Annotated in this window: 27 protein-coding genes; 16 read left to right on the top strand and 11 right to left on the bottom strand. The window is 64.4% G+C overall.

All coding sequences use genetic code 11. The features are described 5' to 3' along the window. Position 1 precedes the first annotated feature (1 nt). Together CAL24_RS08245 and CAL24_RS08240 are read right to left on the bottom strand one after the other, a co-directional pair. On the bottom strand, positions 2 to 523 hold the full coding sequence (locus CAL24_RS08245; RefSeq protein ID WP_094806529.1) for a DUF1367 family protein: 522 nt from the start codon (positions 521 to 523) through the stop codon (positions 2 to 4). Next, entirely contained in the window at positions 516 to 1151 is a 636-nt protein-coding gene (locus CAL24_RS08240; protein ID WP_249278492.1) for a toxin YdaT family protein, read from the bottom strand. Before CAL24_RS08240 ends, CAL24_RS08245 begins: the two co-directional genes overlap by 8 nt. A 149-nt stretch (positions 1152 to 1300) precedes the next feature. Here CAL24_RS08240 and CAL24_RS08235 point away from each other — a divergent pair, with 149 nt between their 5' ends. Then, positions 1301 to 1480, top strand: coding sequence for a hypothetical protein (locus tag CAL24_RS08235; RefSeq protein ID WP_094806350.1), 180 nt, complete (start codon positions 1301 to 1303; stop codon positions 1478 to 1480). A gap of 10 nt (positions 1481 to 1490) precedes the next feature. Here the strand turns inward: CAL24_RS08235 and CAL24_RS24130 are convergent, their stop codons facing one another. Next, complete coding sequence (locus tag CAL24_RS24130; protein WP_170947041.1) at positions 1491 to 1658, bottom strand: hypothetical protein; 168 nt, start codon at positions 1656 to 1658, stop codon at positions 1491 to 1493. Between the two features lie 154 nt (positions 1659 to 1812). Between CAL24_RS24130 and CAL24_RS08230 the strand changes: the two genes are divergently transcribed. Further along, positions 1813 to 2259, top strand: coding sequence for a hypothetical protein (locus CAL24_RS08230; protein WP_094806349.1), 447 nt, complete (start codon positions 1813 to 1815; stop codon positions 2257 to 2259). A gap of 15 nt (positions 2260 to 2274) precedes the next feature. Here the strand turns inward: CAL24_RS08230 and CAL24_RS08225 are convergent, their stop codons facing one another. Then, complete coding sequence (locus CAL24_RS08225) at positions 2275 to 2517, bottom strand: transcriptional regulator (protein WP_094806348.1); 243 nt, start codon at positions 2515 to 2517, stop codon at positions 2275 to 2277. An 85-nt stretch (positions 2518 to 2602) separates the two neighbouring features. On the opposite strand from CAL24_RS08225, the gene CAL24_RS08220 reads away from it, so the two are divergent. The 4 genes from CAL24_RS08220 to CAL24_RS23980 all read left to right on the top strand — a co-directional run bounded on the left by CAL24_RS08220 (position 2603) and on the right by CAL24_RS23980 (position 4493). Next, positions 2603 to 3319, top strand: a complete 717-nt coding sequence (locus CAL24_RS08220; protein ID WP_094806347.1) for a S24 family peptidase — start codon at positions 2603 to 2605, stop codon at positions 3317 to 3319. A 66-nt stretch (positions 3320 to 3385) separates the two neighbouring features. Continuing rightward, on the top strand, positions 3386 to 3736 hold the full coding sequence (locus CAL24_RS23985; protein ID WP_141218057.1) for a hypothetical protein: 351 nt from the start codon (positions 3386 to 3388) through the stop codon (positions 3734 to 3736). Then, positions 3733 to 4104 carry a hypothetical protein gene (locus CAL24_RS08215; protein WP_141218056.1) on the top strand — a complete coding sequence of 124 codons (372 nt, stop codon included), beginning with the start codon at positions 3733 to 3735 and terminating at the stop codon, positions 4102 to 4104. The genes CAL24_RS23985 and CAL24_RS08215 overlap by 4 nt, the downstream gene beginning before the upstream one ends. A 152-nt stretch (positions 4105 to 4256) precedes the next feature. After that, the gene (locus tag CAL24_RS23980; RefSeq protein ID WP_141218055.1) at positions 4257 to 4493 is read left to right on the top strand and encodes a hypothetical protein; all 237 of its coding nucleotides are present in this window, start codon (positions 4257 to 4259) and stop codon (positions 4491 to 4493) included. Positions 4494 to 4542: 49 nt separating this feature from the next. On the opposite strand, the gene CAL24_RS08210 is transcribed toward CAL24_RS23980, so the two are convergent. Continuing rightward, entirely contained in the window at positions 4543 to 4887 is a 345-nt protein-coding gene (locus CAL24_RS08210; RefSeq protein ID WP_094806345.1) for a hypothetical protein, read from the bottom strand. A gap of 155 nt (positions 4888 to 5042) precedes the next feature. On the opposite strand from CAL24_RS08210, the gene CAL24_RS08205 reads away from it, so the two are divergent. From CAL24_RS08205 to CAL24_RS08180, 6 genes are all read left to right on the top strand, one after another. Beyond that, on the top strand, positions 5043 to 5408 hold the full coding sequence (locus CAL24_RS08205; protein WP_094806344.1) for a hypothetical protein: 366 nt from the start codon (positions 5043 to 5045) through the stop codon (positions 5406 to 5408). A 94-nt stretch (positions 5409 to 5502) separates the two neighbouring features. Further along, positions 5503 to 5868, top strand: coding sequence for a hypothetical protein (locus CAL24_RS08200; RefSeq protein ID WP_094806343.1), 366 nt, complete (start codon positions 5503 to 5505; stop codon positions 5866 to 5868). Further along, a complete protein-coding gene (locus tag CAL24_RS08195; RefSeq protein WP_094806342.1) occupies positions 5865 to 6125 on the top strand; it encodes a hypothetical protein in 261 nt (86 codons plus the stop codon). Before CAL24_RS08200 ends, CAL24_RS08195 begins: the two co-directional genes overlap by 4 nt. Positions 6126 to 6127: 2 nt before the next feature. Next, positions 6128 to 6931: a RecB family exonuclease gene (locus CAL24_RS08190; protein WP_094806341.1), complete on the top strand. Its 804-nt coding sequence runs from the start codon at positions 6128 to 6130 to the stop codon at positions 6929 to 6931. Between the two features lie 4 nt (positions 6932 to 6935). Next, complete coding sequence (locus CAL24_RS08185) at positions 6936 to 8150, top strand: hypothetical protein (RefSeq protein ID WP_094806340.1); 1215 nt, start codon at positions 6936 to 6938, stop codon at positions 8148 to 8150. 10 nt (positions 8151 to 8160) lie between these two features. Then, the gene (locus tag CAL24_RS08180) at positions 8161 to 9933 is read left to right on the top strand and encodes an AAA family ATPase (protein WP_094806339.1); all 1773 of its coding nucleotides are present in this window, start codon (positions 8161 to 8163) and stop codon (positions 9931 to 9933) included. Between the two features lie 42 nt (positions 9934 to 9975). On the opposite strand, the gene CAL24_RS23975 is transcribed toward CAL24_RS08180, so the two are convergent. Together CAL24_RS23975 and CAL24_RS23970 are read right to left on the bottom strand one after the other, a co-directional pair. Next, entirely contained in the window at positions 9976 to 10395 is a 420-nt protein-coding gene (locus tag CAL24_RS23975) for a hypothetical protein (protein ID WP_141218054.1), read from the bottom strand. A 176-nt stretch (positions 10396 to 10571) separates the two neighbouring features. Next, the gene (locus CAL24_RS23970) at positions 10572 to 11183 is read right to left on the bottom strand and encodes a hypothetical protein (RefSeq protein ID WP_141218053.1); all 612 of its coding nucleotides are present in this window, start codon (positions 11181 to 11183) and stop codon (positions 10572 to 10574) included. A 60-nt stretch (positions 11184 to 11243) separates the two neighbouring features. On the opposite strand from CAL24_RS23970, the gene CAL24_RS08175 reads away from it, so the two are divergent. Genes CAL24_RS08175 through CAL24_RS08160 form a run of 4 tightly spaced genes read left to right on the top strand, consistent with a single transcriptional unit; the run spans position 11244 to position 12883 of the window. Further along, positions 11244 to 11543, top strand: coding sequence for a hypothetical protein (locus CAL24_RS08175; protein ID WP_094806338.1), 300 nt, complete (start codon positions 11244 to 11246; stop codon positions 11541 to 11543). Positions 11544 to 11548: 5 nt separating this feature from the next. Further along, positions 11549 to 11749 (top strand): hypothetical protein, encoded by a 201-nt coding sequence (locus CAL24_RS08170; RefSeq protein WP_094806337.1) that lies wholly within the window; start codon positions 11549 to 11551, stop codon positions 11747 to 11749. An 8-nt stretch (positions 11750 to 11757) separates the two neighbouring features. Beyond that, positions 11758 to 11997: a DUF4224 domain-containing protein gene (locus tag CAL24_RS08165; RefSeq protein ID WP_081760358.1), complete on the top strand. Its 240-nt coding sequence runs from the start codon at positions 11758 to 11760 to the stop codon at positions 11995 to 11997. Next, positions 11915 to 12883, top strand: a complete 969-nt coding sequence (locus tag CAL24_RS08160) for a tyrosine-type recombinase/integrase (protein WP_094806336.1) — start codon at positions 11915 to 11917, stop codon at positions 12881 to 12883. Before CAL24_RS08165 ends, CAL24_RS08160 begins: the two co-directional genes overlap by 83 nt. 312 nt (positions 12884 to 13195) lie before the next feature. On the opposite strand, the gene CAL24_RS08155 is transcribed toward CAL24_RS08160, so the two are convergent. The 4 genes from CAL24_RS08155 to CAL24_RS08140 all read right to left on the bottom strand — a co-directional run bounded on the left by CAL24_RS08155 (position 13196) and on the right by CAL24_RS08140 (position 16363). Continuing rightward, a complete protein-coding gene (locus tag CAL24_RS08155) occupies positions 13196 to 13327 on the bottom strand; it encodes an entericidin A/B family lipoprotein (protein WP_028353470.1) in 132 nt (43 codons plus the stop codon). Between the two features lie 35 nt (positions 13328 to 13362). Next, positions 13363 to 14058, bottom strand: coding sequence for a fumarylacetoacetate hydrolase family protein (locus CAL24_RS08150; protein WP_028353471.1), 696 nt, complete (start codon positions 14056 to 14058; stop codon positions 13363 to 13365). Positions 14059 to 14212: 154 nt separating this feature from the next. Continuing rightward, positions 14213 to 14746, bottom strand: coding sequence for an inorganic diphosphatase (gene ppa, locus CAL24_RS08145; protein ID WP_028353472.1), 534 nt, complete (start codon positions 14744 to 14746; stop codon positions 14213 to 14215). Between the two features lie 3 nt (positions 14747 to 14749). Beyond that, positions 14750 to 16363, bottom strand: coding sequence for a heme biosynthesis HemY N-terminal domain-containing protein (locus CAL24_RS08140; RefSeq protein WP_094806335.1), 1614 nt, complete (start codon positions 16361 to 16363; stop codon positions 14750 to 14752). Positions 16364 to 16365 lie beyond the last annotated feature (2 nt).

Here is a 16365-nt window from a genome sequence, read left to right as displayed (position 1 = left end):
GTCATTCCCCGAACCCTCCCAGCACGCGCTCGATCACGTCGCCAGCAGCGGCCGGCGCAAGATGCGGCCAGAGCTGCCGAATGGCGCGCGGCGACCGCAGGAACGCCACGGCGGCGTCGTGGAACGCCTCCATTTCGCCCTGCTCCAGCTTGGCATAGCTGATCGACTTCGGCACCGCCTGCAGCGCGTCCCCCTCTCCCGGGATCCAGTCCACATGACCGGCGCCGATCTTCAGCCAGTCCCGGAACAGCTCGAAGTGCTCGAAGGCCTCCTGGGCCTCGAAGACGCGCTGCTCCAGCGCCATGTGCTTGCGGTGGAACCAGCTCAGGCGCTCCTGATGCGTGATGATCGCCATCGCCTCGCCGGGCTCGAGCTTGAAGATCCGATTCCACAGGCGGCGCCATTGCTTCTTGCCGCGCTCGCCCAGGCCGTCGATCACACTGAAGATGACACGGCGCGCGATCGCGCGGTCGGCCTCGGATATCTCGACCGGATCCTGCTTGACCAGGGTGATCTCAGCCACGGCCACCCTCCCCGAACGGCAATTCCATGCCGGCCATCGTCATCTGTTTCTCCAGCGACGCGCGCACGGTGCGCAGCGCCAGGATGGCTTCGCTCATCTCGCGGTGCGCGGCCGCCATCTTGGCCGGCGTGACCTGGCCGCCGAGCAGCGCCGCCGCGGCGGCGTGGGCTTCGGCGCCCTCGCGGATCATGGTCGTGACCTGGGTGATATCGACGCCATCGCCGCCGCCAAGCGCCATCGTGCGCGCCGCCATGCCCAGCGGCCGCAAGATGTCGTCCAGGCAGTGCCGGCGCCATTCGGCCGGCATCGCCGCCAGGATCGACGGCAGGAAATTGGCGGGCAGCAGGTTGGTGTCCTTGCTGTCGTCGTCGAGCCACCGGAACACGCGGTCGGCGTTGACCTTCATGCGCTCGAAGGTGTCGCGCGTCGCCGGGTCGAAATGGATGCCGCTGGCTGCCGGGCCGCCGATGGCTTCGTGCGCGGCGACTATCTCGGCCACCACGCTCTCGCGCGACCAGCCTTCGGCCTTGCGCCACGCCGACACGTGGTCGCGGATGACGGCGATCAGGGACTTGTGCGATTCGTTTCGCATGCCTTTGGCGGTGGGGATCGGTACAGTGCTGGTCATGGGAACAGGATCAAAGAGGTTTAAGGAAGACAAAGCACGGCGATCAGGAAACTGGCGGGAATCGCTGCCCGCGGCTACGATCGGCATTGCCCGGGCACAACGGGCGTGGCGACTAACCACAACGAACTTTCCCCACAGGAGGAGCTCTCATGACGAAAGACGAATATGCGTATGCACGCGCCGAACTCATCAACCTGATAGCCAAACAGCCCAATCTGTTCCAAGCCGCACCTGCAACGGAACAAGGCGGCAGACATTTGGCCGGGGCGTACTGGGGCTTTATCGAGACACTCGCCGAGCTCAAGACGAAGAAGGGGCCGAACGACTGAATCCAGAGGCCTATTGCCATGCCCGGACACCGGCTTCGTCCGCTGTACGGGCATGCTCCGACGCAATCACCGCAGAGAGGCCGTCACTCAAAGCGTTGATTGCCGCGCCCAAGGCGGCTCCCACAATGGCCTGCTGGATGCCGGCAGGAATCTGCCCGGCTTTCACTGTCTCGTTCATCGATTTCTCCGGAAAAAATCAAACATCGAGGGGGCCTATTGGCACCCTGTCGTCCTTCGGGTCGGGGTCACGCATGGGGCACCTCCACTGTGTTCCCGCCAGACGTAGAATCGGGGGTTCCTACGCCACCCTTTTCTACGCCGGGGGAACTCGTTTGGACTACTTGAGCTTGATTGGCGCGCTCGGCGGCGTCATCGCCGCGACCTACGGGGCCATGACCTACCACCGCATGCAGGCCGTCGACCGGCCGACAGCGCACGTCCGCCTCCAGTCTGAAGACAGCTTCTTCTTGGCCATCTTGGAGATTTATCCTGGTCGACTGCCGGTCCGCTATGAGCGCATCTCCGTTGATGGAGGAATGCTTGCCCAGGTTCGCACCGAGTTCGTGAAAGGGCATGCCACCTACTCCCCGGCCGGCGATTGGGCTTCCGAAATCGAGGTGGCCATCGACGTGCCGTCGTCTGTGGCGCGTGAAGGCCCATTCGAACAATGGTTGGCCCTGAAGATGGAACGCGAAGCCACCATCTCCTTGTGCAGCTCGAGCAGGCGGCGCGCCAACATGATCAAACTGACGGTCAGGGCCAGCAGCGCGGATGCATGAAAAATGAGCATGACCTCATGCATGGCTTGCCTCCTGCTGGGCGGCCAGCTCAGGCCAGATGCGCTCCCAGTCATCGGGACGCAGATCGCGCCGCGTCACCGCGCCGGCCGTCGCCCGTTCGATGTCGGGACACCGTTCGATCGGCACCGGCCGGCGGCCAGAAGCCCAGTCGCTCATGTTCGAGATCGGAGCGCCAATGGCCCGGGCGAGAGCTGCCAATCGGCCACGCTCGGCTTTCAGGTAGTCGGATAGGGTCATGGCCGCATATTAGCGATACGCAAATAAACAGTCAATAGCGTTACGCGTATATAAAAGTTTTGCGTTTCGGTATCAACTTCACGCTATGAAGGACATTGACCAAATCCGCCGAGCCAACCTGCGCCTGATAGAACAAGACGCTGGTGGACCTTCTGCGGCCGCGAAACTGCTTGGCATGGCGCCGGCCCAATTCATGAACCTTCGAGACGGTGCGAAGGACTCCAAGACCGGCAAGCCCAGGGGCATGCGCAAGGAGACGGCGCGCCGGATCGAGGCTGCCGCGGGGAAATCGCCGGGCTGGCTCGACGTCGATCACGACAGTGCTGTCGAGGAAGTTTCAAGCGGGTTAACCCCACTCCCACACGACCGGTCAACTTCCGTTACCATCAGTCAATATGACACTGGCGGTAGGATGGGAGCGGCTGGGGTGGAATTGAAGGATCAGCCGGGGGTTATCGAAAGCTGGCGGGTAAGCCGGGAGTGGTTAGAGAAGAACGTGCGCGGGTATTCGCACGTGGACAGTCTGTGCATCGTCACAGGCTTCGGAGACTCGATGCGCCCCATGTACAACCCGGGCGACCCGCTGATCGTCGATGCCAGCGTGAAGGCCGTGGAATTCGACGCCGTCTACTTTTTCCGCGTGGGCAATGAGGGGTTCATCAAGCGCCTGCAGAGAGTGCCTGGCAAGGGACTGCTGGCCATTTCAGAGAACAATGCCTATCGCGACTGGGTGATCGACTCGACCATGGAATTTGAGGTATTTGGCCGCGTGCTGAAGGTCTGGCGTAGCGAAGATTTCTAATATATTGCCAGCCAGCGCGCGTCCATAGCCTTCGTAGCGCCCCGCCCTTAATCCACCGAGAAGCTGATGAGCGATACCACGCCAAGTCCCGATGCGCGAGACAAAGACCATGTGCCCGACGAGGACCTCGTTAGGCACGTTACAGATTTTTTGCAGGATGTCGGAGCCCAGTTGGCCTGCCCATGCTGCAAGCACACCGAGTGGGATCTGGAACTTGCCCCCGAGCCGGGATTTCGCGTTGGCTTCCTTATGCAGGCCAGGCCTGCCGACGATGAGAGTAAACGGACCAACGTATCCGGGTATCTCGCAGCGGTGGTGCTCACCTGCGTGAATTGCGGTTTCCTACGCGTCCACCGGCATGCCGTATTCAGTAAATGGATGAAGAAAAAGAAGAGTAGCCCGGGAGAAAAGGAATGAGCGGAGAGATTCACACGCGAGGCCCATTCGGTGACTGGCGCTCGAAACCGGTTGATTCTGGAGGTTCCGACGGCAATAATGGCAATATGGAACACAGAGTGACCGCGCTCGAAACGCGGTTAGACACCGTATTACCGACACTAGCCACCAAGTCTGACATCTCCGACACCAAAGGCGAGATGATCAAATGGGTGGCGGGGATTGGCATTGCCAGCGTCACCGTGATGATCACTGTCATGGGGTTCCTGTTCTCGCGTATTGACAGCCCGAAATCAGGGGCGACCCCCACGCCCATCATCATCCAGGTTCCCCAGGCCGCGCACGTGCCCGCTCCTTCGGAACCACCGCCGGCCCAGCCCAGCCAATAGGGCGATCCTGCCCTGCCGACCGCCTCCGGGCGGTTTTCTTTTGGGCGCGCTGAAGAATTGCGTCTTGTCATTTTTTGACAAAGCCGGTGACCGACCCCGACTAACATATCGCGTCGGCTCGTGAAACGGGCGAGGTTCGTCAGAGGTAAGAATTGAACACCAAGATCCAGCAACCCGCGGAGGATTTTCCGTCCCCTGCGGAGGCCCGCGCTCATCGCGCAGTTGAAGGCGGCAAACGCCTGATCGAGAACTTAACGGGAAGACCCGCCAAAACCGCAGAAGCGGTCACAACAACAGAAGACGAGCTAGTCGAATACATGCAACAGTTGCGCCTGCGCCAACACGGACACGCACACTCGCTGCTCAGCTTCAAACACCGCTGCGCCTAGGCGTACTGAAACCTACTCAACCGCCCTCCCGGGCGGTTTTCTTTTGGCGCTAGGTCGAGTAACGCCTCAGCAAATACACGGCCACCAGCACCGCGATAATGACTATGACTGCGGCCTTAGCGCCCGGCTTCTCCGTCATTGTCGGTAGCTTGGCAACTGTGCCGCCCTCGCCTGCCGATCCTGCCTCCCCCAGGCCTCGCCGTTCCACGATTGAAGGCAGCCCGGCCGTCGCGATCAAAGCCAGCGGCCCGAATAGCACACCCCATAAGAACCAGCAGGCCCCACATCGGTTCTTCTCGGACGCCAGGTGAGCGGCGAACGCCGCTGCGGCGAACCAAGCCAGCGGCAACCAGAGCGCCCAGAAAGTCAGAGCGCTGGCAATCAGCATTTCCATCCCCGTCCCCGCGTAACAATTTCGATTGAATACTACGTGAAACAGCGGGCGCCACGAATATTTGCGTTTCGCTATTGACGGCCTATTCGCGTATCGCTAATATTCTTCCATCGCACCACCAATCGGCCCGCAGGGCCAGCGAATGGGAGAACACCATGCAGATCAACTTTGCCGCCCTGCCTGACGACGCCACCCGCGTCGCCGCGCCTGGCGAGCTGCAGCAGGACCACGGCGTCAGGGTCCTCGAGCTGAGCGATGACCGCGTCCTGGGCACTATCTTCGACCTGTTCGCCGGCCGGATCGACCGCGCCTACGGCGAGACGCTGGAATGGTGGGCGGAGTCCTTCGCCGACATCGGCGCCGAGCACATGGGCCAGGTCGCCCTGGCCGCCATGACCACCTGGCATTTCGACCGCGACCGCTGCGGACCCGGCATCGCCGCCCTGCAGGCCGAACTGCTCAAGCGCGCCCGCAAACTGCTGGCCGATATGACCGCCGAGCAGCTGGAGACGCTGCAGTGACGACCGCCCTCCTCTTCACCGCCTGCGGCCTGCTGGCCGCCTACCCGCTAGCCGTGCTGGGCGACCGCGTCATGGCCATTTTCAGGAGCGAAGCATGACGACGAAACACACGCCGGGGCCGTGGCAGGCCATCCAGCACTACAGCGATGGTTTGACGGTTGTCGATAAGGATGGCTTCCAGCATGTTGAGGCTTCCAGCATCGCAATCCTTCTCGACTACAGCGAAAAACTGGGTATCGGCCATTGGGCAGACTCCCCGGCCGCATCGCGCGAAATCACCGAGGAAGAACAAGCCGCGAACGCGCGCCTAATCGCCACCGCGCCGGAGCTGCTGGAGGCGCTGACCGAGGCTGAAGTGTTCATGGCCGGCTTCGAGGGCGACGAACTGCAAGACGGCATCGACGCCAAGCTGCAGCAGGCCCGCGCCGCCATCGCCAAGGCTAATGGAGAGCGGCCATGAGCTACCCCGAATCGAAAGTCATGATCGGCTGCCTTCACGGCGAACGCTCTCACTTCCCCCGCACGCTGGAACAGGCCTTCGGCAATGGACCAGCCATCACGTACCGCCGTATGCGTCGACGCGACCGCACTGATTGGGGCGGCAACTGGGCCCCCGACAGCCATCGCATCCCCCGTCGTGCCTGGATTGGCGCAGCCCTCGTCGCCACCCTCCTTTTCATCGTCGTGCCGCTCGCCGGCCACGCAGCCGGATTCTGACCATGCAAAAACCGATCATCCCGATCCGGGCGTCCAGCCTAGCCGAACTCTTCGACTGCCCAGCGCGCTGGGAGGCGAAGCACATCCTGAAGATGCGCATGCCATCGTCGGCCGCCGCGCGCCTCGGCACGGCCATCCACGCCGGCACCGCGGCGTTCGACCAGGCAAAGCTGGACGGCAGCCCGATCAGCGCCGACGACGCCGCCGGCGCGCTGGTGGACGTCCTGCACGACACCATGGAAGAGGTCGACTGGGAGGACACGAAGCCGTCGGACGCCGAGCGCGTCGCGCTGGCCCTGCACACGCGCTACTGCGCGGAAATCGCGCCTTACCAGGGTTACGTCGCCGTCGAGCTGACCTGCGAGCGCCTGGAAATCACCGACCTGGGCCTGGCGTTGACCGGAACGACCGACCGCGTGCGCCGCGTCGCCGATGGCCGCCTGGGTATCGCTGACCTGAAGAGCGGCAAGACTGCCGTGGGCGCCGACGGCCGCGTGGCCACCGCTGGCCATGGCCCGCAGATGGGCGTCTACGAGCTGCTGGCGGAATTCTCGATAGGCGAGCCGCTGACCGCGCCCGCGCAGATCATCGGCCTGCAGACCGGCAAGACGGCCGCCGCCCAACGCGTCGGCACTGGCGAAATCGTCGAGGCGCGCGGCGCGCTGGTGGGCACCGACGATAGCCCGGGCCTACTCGAACACGCCTCCCGCCTCATCCACTCCGGCGGCTTCTACGGCAACCCGAATTCCTACCTGTGCTCGGCGAAGTACTGCCCGCGCCATTCCACCTGCAAGTTCAAAGGATAAGTCCATGTCCCAAAGCACCAATGTCCAATCCCTGCGCGCGCCGGCGGAATCCAACCTGCCAGCCGTCGCGCCTGGCTTCGGCAGCCTGCAGAGCTTCGAGCTGATGCAGCGCGCCGCCAATCTCCTGTCCAGCAGCACGTTGGTACCGGCCGCCTACCGCAAAACCATCGAGAAGCTGGACCGCTACGGCAACGTCAAGGAAAGCCGCGAAAACCCGAACGCCCTCGCCAACTCCGTCGTAGCGCTGAACATGGCGCAGCGTATGGGCGCCGACCCGCTGATGGTCATGCAGAACCTCTACATCGTCGAGGGGCGGCCGTCCTGGTCGTCGCAGTGGATCATCGCGGCCATCAACGGCTGCGGCCGCTTCTCGCCGCTGCGCTTTGACATCAAGGTGCTGGGCGCCAAGACCGTCGAGTACAAGTCGACGTACTGGGAGGACGGCCAGCGCCGCACCAAGGTCGACCAGGTCGAAATCACCGACAAGGTGTGCATCGCCTGGGCCATCGAGAAGGAAACCGGCGAGCGCCTGGAGTCTCCGGCCGTGTCGATCGAAATGGCGGTCAAGGAAGGCTGGTACACGAAGAACGGCAGCAAGTGGCAGACTATGGACGAGGTCATGCTGCGCTACCGCACGGCCAGCTTCTTCGGCAAGCTGTACGCCCCCGAGCTGCTGATGGGCCTGCAGACGGTCGAGGAAGCCCAGGACATCATCGAGGCCACCACCGGCCCGGACGGCACGATCAGCGTGAACGTGGACGACCTGCGCGCGGCCCAGGCGACGGCCAGCGCCGCGGCGCGCCGCCAGCCGGCCGACGTCGCCGATGTCGACCCCGAAACCGGCGAAGTACTGAACTCCTCCCCCGCGAAGGCGCAAGCCGAGGCCGGTAAACCGGCGCAGGGTGCGGCAGCGGCCGCCCCTGCCTCTCGGGAGGACCGCGCGCAGGGCACGCTCGCGGGCACCGATGACGCCGGCCTGGATCCGGCCCAGGTCGAGGCGCAACTGATGGCGGCCAAGGACCTGAAGGTGCTCGACTTGGCGGCCGATTCGATTGGCGGCGTGCTGGACGCCCTGGCCCAGGCGCACCTCGAGCAGGTGTACGAAAAGCGGCGCCAGGCCATCCAGCAGGCAGCGCTAGCCGAGCAGCAGGCCGCCGCCGGCCAGGCCTCTGGCCAGCGCCCCGTCCAGCAGCGCCGCCGCATGGCGGCTCCGGAATGAGGGGCAAGCCATGCGCCTGACCAACCTTTCCGTGTCCAACTTCCAGGGCGTCCAGTCGGCCGAGCTGCCGCTGCCCGCCGCCATCGGGTTCATCACTGGCGACAACTACGCCGGCAAGTCCACCATCGCCGAGGCCGTGCGCATGGCCCTGCTGGGCAGCGCCGAGCGCGTCAGCCTGAAAAAGGAACTCGGCCAGGTCGTGCGTGACGGTGCCAAGCTGGGCTCGGTGGCCGTGGACGTCGATGGCGCGCCGGTGGCGATCACGCTACCCAGCGGCAAGCGCAGCGGCGAAGAAGCCGTGCCCCCCAACCCGGCCCTGCCCTATGTGCTGTCGCCCGAACTCTTTGCCGCCGCCAAGCCCGACGACCGCCGCCAGCTACTGTTCACGCTGACCGGCACGCGCGCCACGCCCGACGAGATCGAGCGCCGACTGCTGGAGCGCGGCTGCCACAAGGTGCTGGTGGCACAGATGAAGCCGATCCTGCGCAGCGGCTTTGCCGCCGGCGCCGAGTTCGCCAAGAAGCAGGCCACCGAGGCCAAGGGCGCCTGGCGCGGCGTCACCAACGAGACCTGGGGTAGCCAGAAGGGTGAAACGTGGCGGGCCGAGGTTCCGGCCTTCGACCAAGCCGCGCTGGCCGCCGCGCAGACCGACTTGGCCGGCATTGACGGCCGCATCGAAGCCGCCGCCAAGGCCGTGGGCAGCCTGGAGCAGCAGCTTCGCGCCTACCAAGGGCAGAAGGATCAGCTGGCGGCCCTGCAGGAGCGCGCCGGCCGGCTCGACTCGCTGCGCGCCAAACTGGACTGCGACCAGCAGGATCTGGATGCCTGGACCGCCAAGGTGCAGGAATTGCAGGCCAAGGCCGGTACTGGGCCGCGCAAGGGGCTGGTGCACGACTTGGCCCGCTGCCTTGCGGAGGCTTACGAGGCACACTCGTTCCCCGCTGAACTGGGTGAGCAGATTGATCGTGTCCTGGACGCCTACGAGGCCCAATACGGCTCTCTGGACGCCGCCGGAGACCCCGACGCCGCTGCGGCGCTGCCCAAGGCCATCGAAGCCCGCGACCTGTCGGCCCGCGCCGCCGAAAACTGCCGGCGCGACATTGCTGCCGCCGAAGCCGCCGCCGAAGACCTGAAATCTCGCGCCGCGCCCGAGGCCGTGGCCGACGAAGACGTGGCAGCCGCCCGCGCCCACCTGGCCGGCCTGCGCACCGAGCGCGGCGCCGCCCATGCCCGGGTTGACGCACTGTTGGCGGCCAAGCAGGCGGCCGTCGGCGCAGCACAGCGCACCCGGAGCGCCGCGGGATACCACACCGAGGTCATGGCCTGGGACGCCATCGGCGCCGCGCTGTCGCCCGACGGCATCCCCGGCGAGATCCTGGCCAAGGCCCTGCAGCCGGTCAACGACGAACTGCTGGCCCTGTCGGAATGTGCCGGCTGGCCCGTCGTCCGGATCGACGGCGAAATGACCATCACGGCCGGTGGCCGCGCCTACCGCCTGCTGTCCGAGTCGGAGCGCTGGCGCACCGACGCCCTGCTGGCGCTCGCTATCGCCCACCTGTCGGGCCTGCGCTGCGCCATCTTGGACAGATTCGACTGCCTGAACCTGGCGGGCCGCTCCGAGATCCTGGGGCTGCTCGACGCCCTGGCCGCCGACGGCGATATCGACACCGTGCTGTTGCTGGGCACCCTCAAGGCGGCACCGGCCGCCCCCAGCGAGGCGTTCACCGTCTATTGGATCGAGCAGGGTCGTATTCGCGTCGCGACGCTAAAGGAAGCCGCATGAAACTCCTGATCAAGTATCGGTCTCCCCTTAGGATCATGAGACCTACTGCGACTGCTCTTGCGCGCCATAGACATGCTGAGTGAGAACCCCCATGCGATCAAGCGTGAAAGTCACAATCGAAAAACTCAATGCCATACATGCAGGAACCAAGAAAAACACCTCATAGCGTTCAATTGCCTTCTTTCGAAATGTGAATCGAATTCCATGAAGAGAAAAAAGAAGAATGCTTATTAAGGCAGCGATTAGATGGGCGTCAAAAGCAATTAGGAGGAATGGAATGCCCGCAAGTAATTCAGGACAAATCGTAATGAGCCGTTTGAGAAAATCAAACAACCTACCCGCGAATGCACTCTGGCTCCAGTCGCGCCAGATAACGACCAATCTGGCAACCGCAAAAGGCAACGAAAGCAAAAATGCCGCGATAGACGCTAGTTGGCTCCATTGCTCCAATGAAGTCGGCATACGTACTTTTCTCCTCGATACTTACCCTAAAACGTGCCACAAAAGCGTGGTGTCAAAGCGTGAGGTCCTATGAGGGCGGCGTCGCGTCATAACGATGGTAGACCCTGGCGATCCACTCAACTTGCCACAGCAGACACTTATCAAGGCCGAACTAGAGCATTCAGCATGAGCCGCTGTTACTTCGCGGAACTTTCCTCATATGGTGGCAACTCTATGCCACATGCCGTGGCCTCTCGCACCACTTCTTCGCCCCATGCAAAAACCCCAAAATGGAACGACTGTAATCGCTTTCCACGGGAACCCGCCCAATATTCCATAGCCTCGGGATCTGCTCCATGCACATCATCCGGCATGGCAGACTCAATCGAGCTCTCGAGGTCTCGGGCCATGGCCAGAGCTTCATCGTACAGCCAGGCCTCAGCGAGAGACGTTGCTCGCCGTCGCCCGGATTCAATCTGCCTGATTGCCGAGCGGACGGCTCCCTGTGCGGGCAGTCTACCGTGTTGCCATTCACTCGCAAACCAGATCAGTTCGGTCGCTACTGCGTGCATTTCAGTCATGGCAATGCAATCTCGCATAGCCTTTTCCCGCCGATTCGCTCGCAACGCAGATCGATGCTGGAGGGCGGGTACAGCTATGGCGACAGCAACGGCTAAGAGCGTTCCCACAGCAGAAAGCGCCGTCCAGTCGATGTGCGCGCTGATTTTTCCCCATGGACCAAGTATTACTGCAGCAGCGGCGGCTACCGCAATGATCGCGGAGGCTTCGGGCCATTTCGATTGGTTCATACTGCCGCTCCGATCAGATTCTCGCTGCGGATCGTACCCCACCCCCACGGGAGTGTCAGCATGACTTACGACCTCGAAGCCATCAATACCCTGTACGCCCAGATCGCTGAGTGCATGCACCGCAACGCGGCACGAGCCATGCGGCTGCTCGGTCAGGCCAAAGCCAAGGTCCAAGCGGCGCTGGAACGCGCGGCCAATTGCCAAGGCGTCCGGCTCGCCGCGCTCGAGGAAGCCGCTGCGATGTGCGATCGCATCGATGCGGGCTACGTCGACGCTCCGCAGGGCGGCTGCTGGGCGGATAGCGCGCTGGGCTGCGCCGGCGCAATTCGAGCGATGAAGGTCGGCTCTTCTGTGGTGTGAGGACCATGAAACGCCGCTACAGCATTCGCGTGCACGCTCGCTGGGATGTGCCCTTCCAGGCCACGCCCGCCCAGGTCGCCGACATGCGCGCCGACGGCCTCATCATCGACGAAATCTGCAGCACCGTGCCCGGCTGGCTGCCGGCGTGCCTGGTGCGGCCGCTGTGCCGCCTGCAGGACGCCTGGCAGTGGCTGCGGCTCTTCTAGGAGGCGACATGTTGACGCTCTCCCCTGATGAACTTGCTGAAATCACCGGGAAAACCCGGAAGACTTCCCAAGTCGAAATCCTCCGTGAGCTTGGCATCCCGTTTAAGATTCGGCCGAATGGCACCCCGGTGGTGCTCCGCTCGGCCATGGAGGTTGCTTTAGGCTATGCGACCAAGAACGAAAAACCGCGATCTCCCACCCTGCGTATACCTCAAGCACGGCGCCTACTATCTGGTCAAACAGGGTAAGTGGCAGCGGCTGGGCGGCGATCTGAAGTCCGCCCTGCTCGAATACGCCCGCATCATGGGATCCCCGCAAGATGGGGTCCCTGACCTCATCGACAAGGCCCTGCCGTCGATCCTGGAGGACGTCAAGGAATCGACCAGCAAGCAGTACCAGTACTGCGCGAGGCTGTTGAAAGAGGTGTTCGCCGAATTTCGCCCCGAGCAGGTTCGCCACGGCGACATCGTGCAGATGATGGACGGCTTCAAAGACCGGCAGATGGTGGCCAACCGCATGCTGACGGTCCTGCGCCTGGTCTACAGATGGGCCTTGGATCGACAGATCGTCGAAATGGACCCGACCGTGAGCGTCAAGCGCTTCAAGCAGCGCCCGCGGGATCGGCTGATCTCGGAGGCTGAATACCTGGCCATCTACAAGGAATGTGCGCCCTGGCTCCAGTGCGTACTGGATCTGTGCTATCTGACGGGCCAGCGTATCGGCGACGTGCTGGCCATCGAGCGCGCCCACCTGGGAGACGACGGCATCTACTTCCGGCAGCAGAAGACGGGGAAACAGCTTGTCGTGGCATGGACGCCGGAACTGCGCGACGCCGTCAAGCGCGCGGAGCAGGAGACGGGTCCGGTAGTCAACATGACTTATCTGCTGGCCGGCCGCGGCGGCAAGTTGCGCGCGCACTCGAATGTCTGGCGCTCGTTCAAGCTGGCCGCCTCCAAGGCCGGCGTGGGGGACGTCACCCTGCACGACCTCCGGGCCATGGCGGGAACAGAGGTGGATCGCCAGGGCGGCGACGCGACAGGCCTGCTCGGCCACACCGACCGCCGAACCACGCAAATCTACCTGCGCGACAAGTCCCCCAAGCTGGTCTCCGGGCCCCGGAAAAAGGCTGGATGAACGTCCAGTTTTGGACGCGGGGTTTTAGACAGTCTAAAGACTTGGACAGCAAGGCCCAGCAAATACGCGGGTTTCCGGGCATGTCATGTACTCGGTCATCCCCTGGCCGCGCTGGCGGGAAATGCTTCGGATCATGCCTAGCCCCTATTCCGTGAACAAGAGGCTGTAGTGTGGAGGCGCCACCGCGCGGCGGCTATTCGCGGATGCCGAGGTGGGCGAAATGCTCCCGGACGCGCGCGCATGCGTCAACGCGGCACGCCGCGGGCAAAAAAAACGGCCCCGCCAGGGGCCGTCGATACTGGCCGCCGAGGCTTATTTCTCGGCAGCCGAGGTGATGGCGTTGCCGGCCTGGGATACGTCCTTGCCCATGCCCGCCATGGTATTGCAGCCTTGCAGCACGACACCGAAAACGATAAGCGCCGTCAGCATGACTTTTCCGCGCATGATCTAGCTCCTGGATCGAACAAAGAAAACGGGTATCAGGCGACGCGCACGCGCAGTTCGCCCAGGCCTTCCACGCCGCCGGTCATCAAATCGCCTTGGACGACTGCGCCCACGCCCTCGGGGGTGCCGGTGAAGATCAGGTCGCCGGCCTTCAGTTCGAACAGGCCGGACAGGTAGGAGATGCTCTCGGGAATGTTCCAGATCATCTGGGAAATATCGCTGGACTGCTTGCGCTGGCCGTTGACGTCGAGCCAGATGGCGCCGCGCTCGAGCGTGCCGACCGCGCTGCGCGGGTGGATGGGGCCCAGCGGCGCGGACTGGTCGAAGGCCTTGCCCACTTCCCAGGGACGGCCCTGCTTCTTCGCCTCGCCTTGCAGGTCGCGGCGCGTCATGTCCAGGCCCAGGGCATAGCCCCACACGCAGTCATTGGCCTGGTCGACCGGGATGTTCTTGCCGCCCTTGCCCAGCACGACCACCAGTTCCATTTCGTAGTGCAGGTTGGAGGTCTTCGGCGGATACGGCATGGAGCCGGTCTCGCCATCGGCCACCGGCACGATGGCGTCGGCGGGCTTGCAGAAGAAGAACGGGTCTTCGCGGCCGGTGAAGCCCATTTCCTTGGCATGTTCGGCGTAATTGCGTCCCACACAGTACACGCGGCGCACGGGGAACCGGGCGTCGCTGCCGGCGACGGGCACGGCGACAGGCGGCGCCGGAGAGAAGACGTAATCCATGTTCTGTGACCTTGTTCAATACATGCCGGCGTGCCGGCAGGGATGGAATTCAATGCGCGAGTTTATCCCTTTTTTGCGCCGCCGACGCCCCAAGCGAACCAGGCCGCAATGCTGCACGCATTGCGGCCTGGTTGTCTGGCGCGACGGAAAAGCCTCAGGCGCTCTTGCCGTAGCGTTCGGCGCTGCGCACGATTTCTTCCTGCGCGGCCTCGACGCCCTTCCAGCCCTTGACCTTGACCCACTTGCCTTTTTCGAGATCCTTGTAGTGCTCGAAGAAGTGCTGGATGCGGCCGATATCCTCGGCGGGCAGGTCCTCGTACGACTTGATGTTGCGGTACGGGGGGTACAGCTTGTCGATGGGCACGGCCAGCAGCTTGGCATCGCCGCCCGCCTCGTCGTCCATCTCGAGCACGCCCAGGGCGCGGCAGCGCACGACCGCCCCCACCTGGATCGGGAACGGCGTCACCACCAGCACGTCGGCCGGATCGCCATCTTCGGACAGGGTCTGCGGGATGTAGCCGTAGTTGCAGGGGTAGTGCATCGCGGTCAGCATGAAGCGGTCCACGAAGACGGCGCCGGTTTCCTTGTCGACCTCGTATTTGACGGGGTCGGCGTTCATGGGGATTTCAATGACGACATTGAAGTCTTCCGGCAGCTTCTTGCCGGGAGAAACGCGATCGAGACTCATGATTCAACCTTGTTTGTCTGGAAAGGATTTGGGCTTGTCGTCGCCGGCATCGTCAGGCGCGGCGGCGCTGCCCGACGACACGGCGGGCGGCGAACCACCATAGGTGGGCACCGGCACGTCGAAAGCCGCCACGGGAATGGGCGCGCTGTCGAAGTAATCTTCGATGTCCACCGCGGAACGCGCCGGCACCGCCGCGGGCGGCTCGGCCGGCGTGGCGGCGGGCGTCTCGCGCCCGAGGGTGCGCGCGTCGGGATCGAGCACGTAATCGGCGGGCACGGCCTCTTCCGCCGTCGGCGCGGCGGTGTCGGCCGGCAGGCTGGCCTCGGGCGGATATGCGGAATATTCGCCCTCGGCATCCAGGTGCAGCGGATCGGCGGAGGTCTCGGCTGCCGGCAGCGCCTGATCGGCGGCCAGGGTAGGCAGGGCCATGCTGGCGGCAGTGGCCAGGCGCCAATGGCGCACGGCATCGCCTGGACGATCGAGCCGGTCGTACAGGCTGCCCAGCAAGGCATGGGTGTGCGAGTCGTTGCGGAAACCGAGGCTGCGTTGCAGATAGCGTTCGGCCTGGCCCCAAAGCTGGCCGTTCAGGCACAGCATACCCAGGGCCGCAAGCAGCTCGGCATCGGCAGGCCGCTTTTGCAGCCAGGCCTCGGCCTTGGCCAAACGGCGCGGGACCTGGTCGGCGTCACAGCGGGCGTACGCAGCCACCAGCGAGGGGGTGAAATGCACGGGTATCGCGGCTTCCAGCACGCGGGCGGCCTCGGCCGGCTCGCCGGCAGCCTCGAACGCCGTGGCGCCCGCCAGGGCGATGTTGGGCAGCACGCGCTCTTCGCTCTTGAGATCCTTCCAGACGGCGCGCCAGGCATCGGACCCCGCCGCGGCGGCGGCCCGCAGGCGCGCGGCGCCGGCGGTATCGATGAGGTGCTCGGCCTCCGACTTGGACAGTGCATTGCGGCGCGACAGCCCACGGGCCAGCGTGAATACCCGGTCGTGGTGGCCCAGCGCGGCCTCGGCGCGCAGCAGCAGGCGCATGGTATGCAAATGACGCGCGCCGCCGTCCTGCAACGGTGTCAATACGGCCAGCGCATCCTGGGCCCGCCCCTGGTCCAGGAGCTGGTCCGCGGACACCGTGGCGATGGCCTCCTGCAGCCCGACGTTGCCGTCGGCGTGCTCGCGCGCGGCATCGAGCAGGCGGTCGCGGCGCTCGAATTCGCCGAGCCCATGCGCGGCACGCGCGGCGGACAATGCCGCCAGCACACGGCGACTGGAGACGCGCGTCTGCTCGAGCAAGCGGGTCAGGTCCTTTTCCGCCTGGGCGAAACGCCCTTCCAGCAGCTCGGTCCAGCCGCGTTCGAGCAATTCGTGGTCGCGCGCCTGGGCGCGGTTGCCGCGCCAGACGCGCATGCGGTCGGGAATGGCCAACAGCCACGCCAGTACTCGCAGGCCCACGTACAGGGCCACGAAGGCAGCCAGGATCAGCAATACCGCCAGTGTGAGCGACAACTCGATGCGCCAGGGCCACACCAGCACCATGACATTGCCCGCGTGGGAGCGCAGGACGACCGCCAGCGCCACGGCAACGACGGCCAACAGCAGAGTCCAGAACCAGGTACGCATGC

Origin of the sequence: Bordetella genomosp. 2, assembly GCF_002261345.1 — a bacterium.
Lineage (GTDB): Bacteria > Pseudomonadota > Gammaproteobacteria > Burkholderiales > Burkholderiaceae_B > Bordetella_A.
This window is presented reverse-complemented; position numbering and strand designations above follow the sequence as displayed.

What these genes read in the sequence shown, in the direction of transcription:
- CAL24_RS08215 (WP_141218056.1), top strand. Translation starts at nt 3,733, where the DNA reads ATGAGCGGAGAGATTCACACGCGAGGCCCATTCGGTGACTGGCGCTCG.
- CAL24_RS08185 (WP_094806340.1), top strand. Translation starts at nt 6,936, where the DNA reads ATGTCCCAAAGCACCAATGTCCAATCCCTGCGCGCGCCGGCGGAATCC.
- CAL24_RS08180 (WP_094806339.1), top strand. Translation starts at nt 8,161, where the DNA reads ATGCGCCTGACCAACCTTTCCGTGTCCAACTTCCAGGGCGTCCAGTCG.
- CAL24_RS23985 (WP_141218057.1), top strand. Translation starts at nt 3,386, where the DNA reads ATGAGCGATACCACGCCAAGTCCCGATGCGCGAGACAAAGACCATGTG.
- CAL24_RS08200 (WP_094806343.1), top strand. Translation starts at nt 5,503, where the DNA reads ATGACGACGAAACACACGCCGGGGCCGTGGCAGGCCATCCAGCACTAC.
- CAL24_RS08170 (WP_094806337.1), top strand. Translation starts at nt 11,549, where the DNA reads ATGAAACGCCGCTACAGCATTCGCGTGCACGCTCGCTGGGATGTGCCC.
- CAL24_RS08220 (WP_094806347.1), top strand. Translation starts at nt 2,603, where the DNA reads ATGAAGGACATTGACCAAATCCGCCGAGCCAACCTGCGCCTGATAGAA.
- CAL24_RS08150 (WP_028353471.1), bottom strand. Translation starts at nt 14,058, where the DNA reads ATGGATTACGTCTTCTCTCCGGCGCCGCCTGTCGCCGTGCCCGTCGCC.
- CAL24_RS23970 (WP_141218053.1), bottom strand. Translation starts at nt 11,183, where the DNA reads ATGAACCAATCGAAATGGCCCGAAGCCTCCGCGATCATTGCGGTAGCC.
- CAL24_RS08165 (WP_081760358.1), top strand. Translation starts at nt 11,758, where the DNA reads ATGTTGACGCTCTCCCCTGATGAACTTGCTGAAATCACCGGGAAAACC.
- CAL24_RS08240 (WP_249278492.1), bottom strand. Translation starts at nt 1,151, where the DNA reads ATGACCAGCACTGTACCGATCCCCACCGCCAAAGGCATGCGAAACGAA.
- CAL24_RS08175 (WP_094806338.1), top strand. Translation starts at nt 11,244, where the DNA reads ATGACTTACGACCTCGAAGCCATCAATACCCTGTACGCCCAGATCGCT.
- CAL24_RS08160 (WP_094806336.1), top strand. Translation starts at nt 11,915, where the DNA reads ATGCGACCAAGAACGAAAAACCGCGATCTCCCACCCTGCGTATACCTC.
- CAL24_RS08225 (WP_094806348.1), bottom strand. Translation starts at nt 2,517, where the DNA reads ATGACCCTATCCGACTACCTGAAAGCCGAGCGTGGCCGATTGGCAGCT.
- CAL24_RS08210 (WP_094806345.1), bottom strand. Translation starts at nt 4,887, where the DNA reads ATGGAAATGCTGATTGCCAGCGCTCTGACTTTCTGGGCGCTCTGGTTG.
- CAL24_RS08190 (WP_094806341.1), top strand. Translation starts at nt 6,128, where the DNA reads ATGCAAAAACCGATCATCCCGATCCGGGCGTCCAGCCTAGCCGAACTC.
- CAL24_RS24130 (WP_170947041.1), bottom strand. Translation starts at nt 1,658, where the DNA reads ATGAACGAGACAGTGAAAGCCGGGCAGATTCCTGCCGGCATCCAGCAG.
- CAL24_RS08235 (WP_094806350.1), top strand. Translation starts at nt 1,301, where the DNA reads ATGACGAAAGACGAATATGCGTATGCACGCGCCGAACTCATCAACCTG.
- CAL24_RS08205 (WP_094806344.1), top strand. Translation starts at nt 5,043, where the DNA reads ATGCAGATCAACTTTGCCGCCCTGCCTGACGACGCCACCCGCGTCGCC.
- CAL24_RS08155 (WP_028353470.1), bottom strand. Translation starts at nt 13,327, where the DNA reads ATGCGCGGAAAAGTCATGCTGACGGCGCTTATCGTTTTCGGTGTCGTG.
- CAL24_RS08140 (WP_094806335.1), bottom strand. Translation starts at nt 16,363, where the DNA reads ATGCGTACCTGGTTCTGGACTCTGCTGTTGGCCGTCGTTGCCGTGGCG.
- CAL24_RS23975 (WP_141218054.1), bottom strand. Translation starts at nt 10,395, where the DNA reads ATGCCGACTTCATTGGAGCAATGGAGCCAACTAGCGTCTATCGCGGCA.
- ppa (WP_028353472.1), bottom strand. Translation starts at nt 14,746, where the DNA reads ATGAGTCTCGATCGCGTTTCTCCCGGCAAGAAGCTGCCGGAAGACTTC.
- CAL24_RS08195 (WP_094806342.1), top strand. Translation starts at nt 5,865, where the DNA reads ATGAGCTACCCCGAATCGAAAGTCATGATCGGCTGCCTTCACGGCGAA.